Source organism: Citrobacter sp. MGH106 (assembly GCF_001037495.1).
Classification (GTDB): Bacteria; Pseudomonadota; Gammaproteobacteria; order Enterobacterales; family Enterobacteriaceae; genus Citrobacter; species Citrobacter murliniae.
This window is the reverse complement of sequence record NZ_KQ089823.1, coordinates 293411-305062: the sequence shown is the minus strand read 5'-3', so window position 1 is coordinate 305062 and position 11652 is coordinate 293411. Positions and strand designations below refer to the sequence as shown.

Genomic DNA, 11652 nt, shown 5'->3' with positions numbered 1-11652 from the left:
AACTTATCTTCCCAACCACGGCTGTGGATTGACCGCCTGACCCTGGCGACGAATTTCGAAATAGAGTGCAGGTCTGCCCTGACCACCACTGCTACCCACCAGGGCAATCGGCTGCCCGGCGCGAACCTGCGTACCCACGCTGACCAGTGCGCTTTGGTTATAACCGTACAGGCTCATATCGCCTTTACCATGTTCAACCACGACGACGAGACCGTAGCCTTGTAGCCAGTCCGCCAGAATAACGCGGCCATCAGCAATGGCTTTTACTTCGGTACCTTCGGAAGCGCCGATAACCATCCCTTTCCAACGTAGCTCACCTTGCAGTTGTTCGCCATAGCGATGCAAAGTCGGGCCGCGTACAGGCCAGAATGCCTGACCGCGTGGTGAACCCAAACCGCCGGTACGAGACATCAGTGATTTTTCACTTTCGGTCGGCTTGTACGTAGAGCCTTTGCGTGACGCTTCCTGCTGCTTATCGCGTACAGCCTGCGCCTCACGAGCTTCACGTTCAGCGCGTGCTTTGGCGGCGGCTTCAGCCCGGGCAAGACTGTTGCGCAGACGGGATTCGTTGGCACGCAACTCGCTTAACTGCTGTTGACCCTGTTGGATGGATGACTCCAGCCCTGCGAGCGTTTTTTTGCGCTCATTACGGGCCTGTTCCAGCTTAGCCTGCTGAGCGCGCTGCTCGTACAACAGCGTCTGTTGTTCACTCTGCTTATCTTCCAGTTCGGCTTTCTGCGCATCGACTTCTTCGCGAGTTTGCTTCAACTGGGCGATTGTTTCCTGCCGCGCCTGGTTCAGATAACCAAAATAGGCCTGTAGACGTTGTCCACGCTGGCTCTCTTCACCGCTGAGGATTAACTGGATACCGGTATGCTCACCCTGACGAAACGCGGCATCCAGTTGGGCCGCAAGGCTGCGCTCCTGCGCTGCGCGTTGTTTTTCCAGTTTTGCTATTGAGGCATTCATCTCCGCGATTTGTGCATTCAACTGCGCCAGCGAATTTTGCGTTTCGCGTAATTGACGCGCGGCAACGGCGATAGCCTGTTCCTGGACTTTAAGCTGGGCGAGGAGGGTGGAGCGCTGCTGCTGCTGTTGGCGTACCGCGCGTTCTTTTGCCGCGATATCGGCCTGAATAGATTTGAGTTGATCGCGTTCGTCCGCATGGGCGGAAAAGGCGCACAACAATACGCCAGCGCTAAGCGCGCTGGCGTAGAACAAGGGCCTGACTGAAAACTTTCGCAATTTCACGGCCCATGTGATGGTATTAATCGCCTTTCCCCTCATGGGGAGGGATTATTCCACGATGAACAGCGGCTTACCAGTCATCTCTTGCGGGATTTCCATACCCATCAGCGTCAGCATGGTCGGGGCGATATCGGAAAGTTTACCGCCTTCGACTGCTTTGACGTTTTTGTCGCCCACATAAATCAGCGGAACTGGCAGGTTGGTATGTGCGGTATGTGCTTGACCGGTAGACGGATCGCGCATTTGCTCAGCGTTACCGTGGTCTGCGGTAATCAGCAACTGGCCGCCAACGGATTCAACCGCTTTGGCTACCTGCTCAACGCAGTGATCCAGCGCTTCCACTGCTTTAACTGCCGCTTCCATCACCCCGGTGTGGCCGACCATATCGCCGTTCGGGTAGTTACAGATGATGGTGTCGTATTTACCGCTCTCAATCGCGGCAACCAGCTTCTCGGTCAGTTCTGCGGAGCTCATTTCTGGCTGCAGATCGTAGGTAGCAACTTTCGGGGAGTTGATCAGGATGCGTTCTTCGCCTTTGAACGGCTCTTCTACGCCGCCGTTGAAGAAGAAGGTGACGTGTGCATATTTTTCGGTTTCGGAAATACGCAGCTGCGTTTTGTCGTGTTTCGCCATCCACTCGCCAAGAGTGTTAGCCAGAGATGCTGGTGGATAGGCAACGGCAGTTTTGATGTCAGCCGCGTATTCGGTCAGCATCACAAAGTTGAGGTTAACGACTTTCTTACGTGCGAAACCATCGAAGTCAGTGTTAACAAACGCACGGGTAATTTCACGCGCACGGTCAGCACGGAAGTTCATGAAAATCAGCGTATCGCCGTCTTCCATTGCGGCATCAGCCTGGCCTTCAGCACGGATCACGGTCGCTTTCACGAATTCGTCGTTTTCATCGCGGGCATAAGCAGCTTGCAGGCCAGCTACCGCAGTATCAGCCTGGAATTCACCCTGTGCCAGCGTCATCAGGTCATACGCTTGTTCAACGCGATCCCAACGGTTGTCGCGGTCCATTGCGTAGTAACGACCAATGATGGACGCTACGCGGCCTTTGCCCAGTGCAGCAAATTTCTCTTCGAATTTTTGCAGGGATTTTTCAGCGCTGCGCGGTGGGGTATCGCGGCCATCGAGGAAGGCGTGCAGATAGATTTTTTCTGCGCCGCGTTCTGCAGCCAGTTCAACCATCGCCATGATGTGAGCTTCGTGGCTGTGTACGCCACCAGCAGACAGCAGACCCATGATGTGTACTGCTTTTCCGCTATTTTTTGCCTGGTCAACCGCATCGGTCAGCACCGGGTTAGCGAAGAAGGTACGTTCTTTGATTTCAACATCCAGACGAGTCAGGTCCTGATACACGATACGGCCCGCGCCCAGGTTGACGTGGCCCACTTCGGAGTTGCCCATCTGGCGATCAGGCAGCCCGACTTCCAGACCAGACGCATCAATCAGGGTATGCGGACGTTTTGCCCACAGAGCATCCATCACCGGGGTTTTGGCATTAAAGATGGCATTATCCTGGCTGTCTTCACGATAGCCATAGCCATCCAGAATCACCAGTACCATAGGTTTTTTAGAAACCGACATTGCGACAACCTCACACTCAATAGACAAAAGTAATTGCGTAATTTTACTACAGCTGAATCGATAAAATAGCCCCAGAAGATCAAATAATGGGGTAGAGCGGTCCGGGGAGTGCTCTGATTTACGTTTTTTTTTCGGTAGCGCTCCGCAAAAATGCAATCCAATGCACGCTCTGGCTGTATTTGCGCCAACGCGCAGGTATACTCTTTCCCTGTTTTTTAATCACTAAGTCGGGAGTTGTTACCCCCCATGCAAGAAATTATGCAATTTGTTAGTCGCCACCCTGTATTGAGTATCGCCTGGATTGCGTTACTGGCGGCTGTATTATTTACTACGTTTAAAAGCCTGACCTCGAAAGTGAAGGTAATCACACGTGGTGAAGCTACGCGTCTTATCAATAAAGAAGATGCGGTTATTGTGGACTTACGTCAGCGCGATGACTTCCGCAAAGGTCATATCGCAGGCTCCACGAACCTGCTGCCAAGCGAAATCAAAGCCAATAATTTTGGTGAGCTTGAAAAACACAAGGCCAAACCGGTCATTGTGGTTGATGGTTCCGGCATGCAGTGTCAGGAATCTGCAACCGCACTGATCAAAGCTGGTTTTGAGCAGGTATCTGTACTGAAAGACGGCGTAGCAGGCTGGAGTGGTGAAAACCTGCCACTGGTTCGCGGCAAATAGCACCGTAAGGTAATATCGGAGAGAAGTCATGGCCAATATCGAGATCTATACCAAAGCAACCTGCCCGTTTTGCCACCGCGCAAAAGCGCTGTTGAACAGCAAGGGTGTGAGTTTCCAGGAACTTCCGATTGACGGTGATGCCGTGAAACGTGAAGAGATGATCAAGCGCAGTGGCCGTACGACGGTTCCGCAGATTTTTATTGATGCACAGCACATTGGCGGTTGTGACGACTTGTATGCGTTGGATGCGCGTGGTGGACTGGATCCCCTGCTGCGTTAAGGCGTACAGAAAGTATTTAAAGGACAACACTAAAGGGTTTTCTAAACATGTCAGAACAAAACAACACTGAAATGGCTTTCCAGATCCAACGTATTTATACCAAGGATGTATCTTTCGAAGCGCCAAATGCACCGCATGTTTTCCAGAAAGATTGGCAGCCAGAGGTTAAACTTGATCTTGATACTGCATCTACCCAACTGGCAGATGATGTGTATGAAGTTGTGCTGCGTGTCACCGTAACGGCTTCTCTGGGTGAAGAAACTGCGTTCCTGTGCGAAGTTCAGCAGGGCGGTATCTTCTCCATCAGTGGTATTGAAGGGACTCAGATGGCGCATTGCCTGGGTGCATACTGCCCGAACATTCTGTTCCCATATGCCCGCGAATGCATCACCAGCCTGGTTTCACGCGGTACGTTCCCGCAACTGAACCTTGCGCCGGTCAACTTCGATGCGCTGTTCATGAACTATTTACAGCAGCAGGCTGGTGAAGGTACTGAAGAACATCAGGATGCCTGATGAACCAAAGTAATGCTTCAATGACTGTGATTGGTGCCGGCTCGTACGGCACCGCTCTTGCCATCACCCTGGCAAGAAATGGCCATCAGGTTGTTCTGTGGGGCCATGATCCCAAACATATCGCGACTCTTGAGCACGATCGTTGCAACGTCGCGTTCCTCCCTGATGTGCCTTTTCCTGAAACGCTGCGCCTGGAAAGTGATTTAGCCACGGCGCTGGCAGCCAGCCGTAATATTCTTGTAGTGGTGCCGAGCCATGTCTTTGGCGAAGTGCTGCGACAGATCAAACCGCTGATGCGCTCTGATGCGCGCCTGGTTTGGGCGACAAAAGGTCTGGAAGCGGAAACGGGACGCCTGTTACAGGACGTCGCGCGTGAAGCGCTGGGGGATGCTATCCCGCTGGCGGTCATTTCCGGCCCAACGTTTGCTAAAGAGCTGGCGGCGGGTATGCCTACCGCGATTTCTCTGGCTTCGACGGACGATACCTTTGCTGACGATCTGCAGCAATTGCTGCACTGTGGCAAAAGCTTCCGTGTCTACAGCAACCCGGATTTCATTGGTGTTCAGCTTGGCGGCGCGGTGAAAAACGTGATTGCGATTGGCGCGGGGATGTCTGATGGTATCGGTTTTGGCGCCAATGCGCGTACGGCATTGATTACCCGTGGTCTCACCGAGATGTCGCGCCTTGGCGTGGCGCTGGGGGCCGATCCTGCCACCTTCATGGGAATGGCAGGTTTAGGCGATCTGGTGCTGACCTGTACCGATAACCAGTCACGTAACCGTCGTTTCGGCATGATGCTTGGTCAGGGTATGGATGTGCAGGGCGCGCAGGACAAGATTGGCCAGGTGGTTGAAGGTTACCGTAATACGAAAGAAGTTCGTGAATTGGCGCACCGTTTTGGTGTCGAAATGCCAATAACCGAGGAAATTTATCAAGTATTGTATTGCGGAAAAAACGCGCGCGAGGCAGCATTGACGTTATTAGGTCGTGCACGCAAGGACGAGCGTAGTAACCACTAGCTATCAGGATCTGTTTTACTATAACGGCCCGACCCGCATAGAACGGGTCGGTCGTTTTGCTACCTTCTGGAGTATGCAATGCCGTGTGAAGAACTGGATATTGTCTGGAAAAATATTAAAGCGGAAGCCCGGGCACTGGCTGACTGTGAGCCAATGCTGGCCAGTTTTTACCACGCAACGCTGCTCAAGCATGAAAACCTCGGCAGTGCGCTGAGTTATATGCTGGCGAACAAACTTGCTTCTCCAATAATGCCTGCGATTGCTATCCGCGAAGTCGTGGAAGAAGCTTACGCGGCTGATCCAGAAATGATTGCTTCAGCGGCCTGCGATATTCAGGCTGTGCGCACTCGTGACCCGGCCGTTGATAAATACTCAACCCCACTTCTGTACCTGAAGGGCTTTCATGCGTTGCAGGCCTACCGCATCGGTCACTGGTTGTGGCATCAGGGGCGACAGGCGCTGGCGATCTTCCTGCAAAATCAGGTGTCAGTCACTTTCCAGGTCGATATTCACCCGGCGGCAAAAATTGGCCGCGGGATTATGCTCGATCACGCTACCGGTATTGTGGTCGGTGAAACTGCGGTAATTGAAAACGATGTTTCCATCCTGCAATCCGTGACGCTTGGCGGGACGGGTAAAGCGGGGGGCGATCGCCATCCGAAAATTCGTGAAGGCGTTATGATTGGCGCGGGAGCGAAAATTCTCGGCAACATAGAGGTTGGACGCGGTGCGAAGATTGGCGCAGGCTCTGTCGTCTTACAGCCTGTACCGCCACACACCACCGCCGCAGGCGTTCCAGCACGGATTGTCGGCAAACCCGACAGTGATAAGCCATCTATGGATATGGATCAGCATTTCAATGGCATACACCATACGTTCGAGTACGGCGACGGCATCTGATTTCGAGCTCATCTTGAACCCGGGCTGTGCTCGCCATCCTCACGTACTGCGTGTACGCTCCGGTGGCTGCGCGCAGTCCGTGTCCAACCTGACTGCGCCGATAACGCTCGAAAAATAAATGGCAAATTCGTGTAGGATAAGGCGCCAGTCGCCATCCTTCAAAATCAACTTCGCAATATTGCTCCAGGATAGCCCAACTGGCGCCAGGCCTCATACACCACCACCGATACCGCATTTGACAGGTTCATACTGCGACTGTCCGGCATCATTGGAATACGGATTTTTTGTTCGGCTGGCAGGGCGTCCAGAATTGTCGCTGGCAGGCCGCGTGTTTCCGGGCCAAACATCAGATAATCACCATCCTGATAGCTCACAGCACTATGTGCTGGGGTGCCTTTGGTGGTGAGGGCGAACATGCGCTGCGGTTTTTCGGCTTCGATAAACGCGGCGTAATCGTGATGGCGAACCACCGCCGTAAACTCATGATAATCCAGCCCTGCGCGGCGCAGGCGTTTATCGTCCCACGTAAAACCCATCGGCTCAATGATATGCAGACGAAACCCGGTGTTAGCGCACAGGCGGATGATATTGCCGGTATTCGGCGGAATTTCTGGTTCGAATAAAACGATGTTAAGCATGCTGCCCCCTTAATTGCGGGGGGCAGCATAGCATTTTCACTACGCCGCGTCCCCATGGGGAAGCGGTGCCAGCGCCATCGGTAGTTTACTAAGTTCTTGCACCAGTGAGTCCTTGCTGATTTCACCGATCGACTTCGCGCCGGTCAACGTCATCGCCACCTTCATCTCTTTCTCAATCAGATTCAGCAGATTCGCCACACCCGCCTGGCCATGGGTTGCCAGAGCGTACAGATACGCGCGACCCAGTAGAACGCTGTCGGCCCCCAGTGCGATCATACGCACGACGTCCAGACCGTTACGAATGCCGCTATCTGCCAGAATCGCGATATCGCCTTTTACTGCGTCGGCAATGGCGGGCAGCGCGCGTGCAGAAGACAGCACGCCATCAAGCTGGCGGCCGCCGTGGTTAGAGACGACGATGCCATCCGCGCCAAAGCGCACGGCGTCGCGGGCGTCCTCCGCATCGAGGATCCCTTTGATCACCATCGGGCCATCCCAGAATTCACGGATCCACTCCAGGTCTTTCCAGGAAATGGAAGGGTCGAAGTTATTCGCCAGCCAGCCGATATAATCTTCAAGGCCAGTTGGTTTACCTAAATAGGCTGAGATATTGCCTAAATCGTGCGGACGGCCGTTCAGGCCGACATCCCACGCCCACTGTGGATGAGTTACTGCCTGCCAGTAGCGGCGCATTGCTGCATTCGGGCCGCTCATACCAGAATGGGCATCACGATAACGTGCGCCGGGCGTAGGCATATCAACGGTAAAGACCAACGTGGAGCAGCCTGCTGCTTTGGCGCGCTCCAGGGCGTTACGCATAAAACCGCGGTCGCGCAGGACGTACAGCTGGAACCACATTGGACGCTTAATGGTCGGGGCGACTTCTTCAATTGGGCAAACGGAAACCGTCGAAAGGGTAAACGGAATACCCTTGGCATCAGCGGCGGCGGCGGCCTGAACTTCACCCCGGCGTGCATACATGCCACACAAACCAACCGGCGCTAAAGCGACCGGCATCGACAGTTTTTCGTTGAACAGGGTAGTTTCCAGACTGAGGTCTGCCATGTTCTTCAGCACGCGCTGGCGGAGTGCCACCTCTGATAAATCTGCCACGTTACGACGCAGGGTATGCTCCGCATACGCACCACCGTCAATGTAGTGGAACAAGAAAGGGGGCAGAATGCGTTGGGCTGCGGCGCGATAATCGCTGGCTGCTGAAATAATCATGTGTTGTTCTCCCTGCTAATCTCATTATGGTCACCGGGCAGGCGTGTGATACGCGCCTGGCGGGCCTGATCTTCATCAAATCGTTTAATCGTGGTGTGGACAAAACTGAGGTGCGCCATCATCGCTTTGCGTGCCCCGTCGGCATCCCCGGCGACAATGGCATCCAGTACCGCCAGATGTTGTTCCGTAAGTTTTGAAAATACGGGGGGGACGAGGTACATACGCTGACGACTCTGTTTCACCGAAGACTGTAGGACGTCGAAGAAACCGCGCATGGTTTGTAACAGCACCACGTTGTGCGAGGCTTCAGCAATGGCGAGATGAAAGCGAACGTCTGCCTGTGAAGCGAGATCCGGATCTTCACTTTGCGTTGCTTCAAAACAGAGCCGGATTTTCTCTTTATCAGCGACCGTGGCACGCATTGCGGCGTGCCAGGCGGTGCTGGCCTCGATGGCGTGACGGGCTTCCAGAATATCGAAACTGTAATCGGGATCGTCCGCCATCAGACTTTTCAGGGGCTGAACAATATTTTGCTCAGACCAGGCTTCATGCTGCCAGCGGACAAACGTCCCGCCGCCACGACGGCTGAGCAGTACGCCTTCGCTCACCAGTTTTGCCAGTGCTTCGCGCAGTGAGTTGCGCGACACACCCAGCTGTACGGCCAGTTGGCGCTCGGCGGGCAATTTCATGCCCGCTTCCAGTCTTTGCTCTTCAATCAGCGCCCGCACACGAGAAGCAACCTCGTCTGACAAGCGTCTGGGCATCACAATCATGGAATCATCCAGGTTAAGACATAAGCCTGAAGGGTGGTAATAACACCCACCATACAGGTGAAAATCAGGCTGTGTTTCACGGTAAAGCGGAACAGGTCAGACTCTTTCCCCACCAGTCCCACAGCTGCACAGGCAATGGCGATAGATTGTGGAGAAATCATTTTTCCGGTTACGCCGCCGGTGGTATTTGCTGCCACCATCAGAACATCTGAGACACCAATTTGCTGGGCTGCTGTTGCCTGCAGGGCCGCGAACAGCGCGTTTGACGATGTATCCGAACCTGTCAGGAATACTCCCAGCCAGCCAAGGAACGGTGAGAAGAAGGTGAAAGCGCTGCCTGTGTGCGCCAGCGCTAATGCCAGCGTTGAAGAAAGCCCGGAGTAGTTAGAGATAAACGCAAATGCCAGCACCATACCGATGGAGTAGATTGGCAGCGCCAGATCTTTCAGCGTACTGCCGAAGGTTTGCAGAGCGGCGGACGGCTTCATTTTCAGCCAGACGATAGACAACAAGGCGGCAAACAGAATGGCGGTGCCGGTTGCCGAGAACCAGTCAAACTTGTACACCGCCGCATAGGCCGTTGCTTCATGCACCACGGGCGGCATGCGGGCAACCAGCTTGTCGAGGAACGGAACCGGAATATTGACTACCCAGTGGTACATCGCGCCACCTGGTGCAAATAACGCTTTAAACGGCGGTACGCTCCAGAGGGTTACTGTTGCCGTCAGGAACAAGAACGGCGACCAGGCGCGGACAACTTGTCCGGCAGTATAGTTGGTGCGGGCCAGCGTCTGATCGACCTGTGAAGCACCCATATCGCCAAAGCGGAAGATGCGCACAGGTTGCCAGCGTTTCAGGAACAGCGTCAGACAGACCAGCGATACCAGAGAGGAGATGATATCCGGCAGTTCCGGCCCGATGAAGTTAGAGCTGAGGTACTGAGCGATGGCAAAGGAACCGCCCGCGACCATGACCGCAGGCCAGGTTTCTTTCACCCCGCGCCATCCATCCATAATCGCCATAATCCAGAAGAGCACGATAATTGTCAGGAATGGCAGCTGACGGCCTACCATCTGGCCGATCTCAAAACTGTCCAGTCCGGTAACCTGACCCGCGACCAGAATCGGAATGCCCATCGCACCAAAAGCGACTGGTGCCGTGTTCACAATCAGGCATAAACCTGCTGCATACAAAGGGTTAAAGCCCAGACCTACCAGTAGCGCGGCGGTTATTGCGACCGGAGCGCCAAATCCTGCGGCTCCTTCGAGGAATGCACCAAATGAGAAACCGACAATCAGCATTTGCAGGCGCTGGTCAGGTGTAATCGACAGTATTGAGGAGCGGATGATGTCGAACTGCCCGGTCTTGACCGAGATTTTATAGACAAATACCGCCGCGATGATTATCCAGGCTATCGGCCACAGGCCATAAAAGAAGCCGTACACCACCGAAGCCAGGGCGTGATCGACTGGCATTTTGTAGAACAGCAGGGCAACCGACAGGGAAATCACCACCGTCCACGATGCAGCGACATAACCTTTCAGCTTGAGCTTAATCAGCGCGAAGAAAAAGAAAAGGATCGGGAGTGATGCGATCAAGCTTGAGAGCCAGATGTTACCGGCTGGGTCGTAGTTCTGTTGCCAGAGATTCATTGCAGGTCTCCTGAGGGCCTCCGACATAATGGGATGAGTCTGTGCTCATCTGCTGGTCACATTATGTGTAAAAGTGGCCCTGCCAATATTGTTGTGTAGGGATAATGACAATGAATGGTTAATCAAATGTTATTTATTGACAACGGTATTGTAGGCTAATTTTAATGAAATGTGAGGTGGTTTTCGGAACTGGCTGGAATTGGTAGGGCCAATTTGCAGGAAAGGAAGGCCGGGCAAGCGGATGTTGCCCGGTTTGTTATCAAAACTCGGTCTTTGAAAAGCCTGTCATCTCTTTCAGGCCCATTTCACGGCCCAGTTCTGTCATCGGGTGTACGACGATCAGACCGCGCACGCTTTTCTTCAGCTTGCCCATGTCTGCCTGTTCTTTTTTGGTGATAGCACGGCGAAACGGGAGTTTCGTCAGCTTTTGCGCTTCTTTGCTCAGCTTCTGACCGTGCACTTCACGCAGACGTGCGATCTCGGCTTCCAGCGTTTCTTTCTCTTTTTCCAGCTCGGCGTATTTGTCGGCGGCTTCAACCAGCGAGAGATCAGCCTGCTGGTGGCGGATGGCATCCAGGCGATCGCTCAGGCGTTTAATTTCGTTTTTTTCGACTTCTTTCATAGGATAGCTTCTGATAAAAATAGGATGAATATCCTATAGTATGCGCGCAGAGCGGGATTATTCTCAACTAATCGAAGATAAATAATCAAATGCCGCAAGTATTTTATCGCTAACAATAATACTAGTTGTTTGATTGGTAATGGATTTTAAGTAATAAGATCAATGATGGCGCTTTTGTTGGCGGGTTTATCGCGAAGCACGTTTTCCTCAATACAATCTTTTCTCTGATCCTAAACTTAAATCAACGGCCACACAGGCTGGATGCGGATAATACATGGAGGATTGGTCATTATGGCGAAACTAGGCGAGAACGTTTCAATTCTTATTGATAAGACCATCGATTTTATGGCGTCAAGCCAGGCTTTTCGCGAGTATCTGAATAAAACACCGCCGCGCAATGTTGTTCCTTCTGAAGTCCCGCAGGAAAATGTGCAGCTGTATTTGCAGCGTCTGGAGTACTATCGCCAGCTGTACCGGCCACAGCAGGATGAAAAGTAAATCGACATC

Annotated in this window: 13 protein-coding genes; 6 read left to right on the top strand and 7 right to left on the bottom strand. The window is 53.3% G+C overall.

Annotation, left to right across the window (positions count from 1 at the left end; translation table 11 throughout):
- Positions 1-3: 3 nt before the first annotated feature.
- Both envC and gpmM read right to left on the bottom strand, forming a co-directional pair.
- Positions 4-1263, bottom strand: coding sequence for a murein hydrolase activator EnvC (gene envC / locus SK36_RS21045; protein ID WP_231593101.1), 1260 nt, complete (start codon positions 1261-1263; stop codon positions 4-6).
- A gap of 33 nt (positions 1264-1296) precedes the next feature.
- Positions 1297-2841, bottom strand: a complete 1545-nt coding sequence (gene gpmM / locus SK36_RS21040; protein WP_048223099.1) for a 2,3-bisphosphoglycerate-independent phosphoglycerate mutase — start codon at positions 2839-2841, stop codon at positions 1297-1299.
- A 246-nt stretch (positions 2842-3087) separates the two neighbouring features.
- Here gpmM and SK36_RS21035 point away from each other — a divergent pair, with 246 nt between their 5' ends.
- From SK36_RS21035 to cysE, 5 genes are all read left to right on the top strand, one after another.
- Positions 3088-3519, top strand: coding sequence for a rhodanese-like domain-containing protein (locus tag SK36_RS21035; protein WP_045448788.1), 432 nt, complete (start codon positions 3088-3090; stop codon positions 3517-3519).
- Positions 3520-3547: 28 nt separating this feature from the next.
- Positions 3548-3799: a glutaredoxin 3 gene (gene grxC / locus SK36_RS21030; protein WP_003024152.1), complete on the top strand. Its 252-nt coding sequence runs from the start codon at positions 3548-3550 to the stop codon at positions 3797-3799.
- A 47-nt stretch (positions 3800-3846) separates the two neighbouring features.
- A complete protein-coding gene (gene secB, locus SK36_RS21025; RefSeq protein ID WP_003024155.1) occupies positions 3847-4314 on the top strand; it encodes a protein-export chaperone SecB in 468 nt (155 codons plus the stop codon).
- Positions 4314-5333, top strand: a complete 1020-nt coding sequence (gpsA, locus tag SK36_RS21020; RefSeq protein WP_045448786.1) for an NAD(P)H-dependent glycerol-3-phosphate dehydrogenase — start codon at positions 4314-4316, stop codon at positions 5331-5333. Before secB ends, gpsA begins: the two co-directional genes overlap by 1 nt.
- Before the next feature lie 78 nt (positions 5334-5411).
- Positions 5412-6233, top strand: coding sequence for a serine O-acetyltransferase (gene cysE, locus SK36_RS21015; RefSeq protein ID WP_045448784.1), 822 nt, complete (start codon positions 5412-5414; stop codon positions 6231-6233).
- 164 nt (positions 6234-6397) lie between these two features.
- Here cysE and trmL read toward each other — a convergent pair whose 3' ends face one another.
- The 5 genes from trmL to SK36_RS20990 form a co-directional block, all read right to left on the bottom strand.
- Positions 6398-6871, bottom strand: coding sequence for a tRNA (uridine(34)/cytosine(34)/5-carboxymethylaminomethyluridine(34)-2'-O)-methyltransferase TrmL (gene trmL, locus SK36_RS21010; RefSeq protein WP_045448782.1), 474 nt, complete (start codon positions 6869-6871; stop codon positions 6398-6400).
- 39 nt (positions 6872-6910) lie between these two features.
- Positions 6911-8098: an FMN-dependent L-lactate dehydrogenase LldD gene (gene lldD / locus SK36_RS21005; protein ID WP_048223096.1), complete on the bottom strand. Its 1188-nt coding sequence runs from the start codon at positions 8096-8098 to the stop codon at positions 6911-6913.
- On the bottom strand, positions 8095-8871 hold the full coding sequence (lldR, locus tag SK36_RS21000; RefSeq protein WP_045448779.1) for a transcriptional regulator LldR: 777 nt from the start codon (positions 8869-8871) through the stop codon (positions 8095-8097). Before lldR ends, lldD begins: the two co-directional genes overlap by 4 nt.
- Positions 8868-10523, bottom strand: coding sequence for an L-lactate permease (gene lldP, locus SK36_RS20995; protein ID WP_048223094.1), 1656 nt, complete (start codon positions 10521-10523; stop codon positions 8868-8870). Before lldP ends, lldR begins: the two co-directional genes overlap by 4 nt.
- 259 nt (positions 10524-10782) lie before the next feature.
- Complete coding sequence (locus SK36_RS20990; RefSeq protein WP_048223092.1) at positions 10783-11145, bottom strand: YibL family ribosome-associated protein; 363 nt, start codon at positions 11143-11145, stop codon at positions 10783-10785.
- A 291-nt stretch (positions 11146-11436) separates the two neighbouring features.
- Between SK36_RS20990 and SK36_RS20985 the strand changes: the two genes are divergently transcribed.
- Positions 11437-11643, top strand: coding sequence for a hypothetical protein (locus SK36_RS20985; protein WP_045448774.1), 207 nt, complete (start codon positions 11437-11439; stop codon positions 11641-11643).
- Positions 11644-11652 lie beyond the last annotated feature (9 nt).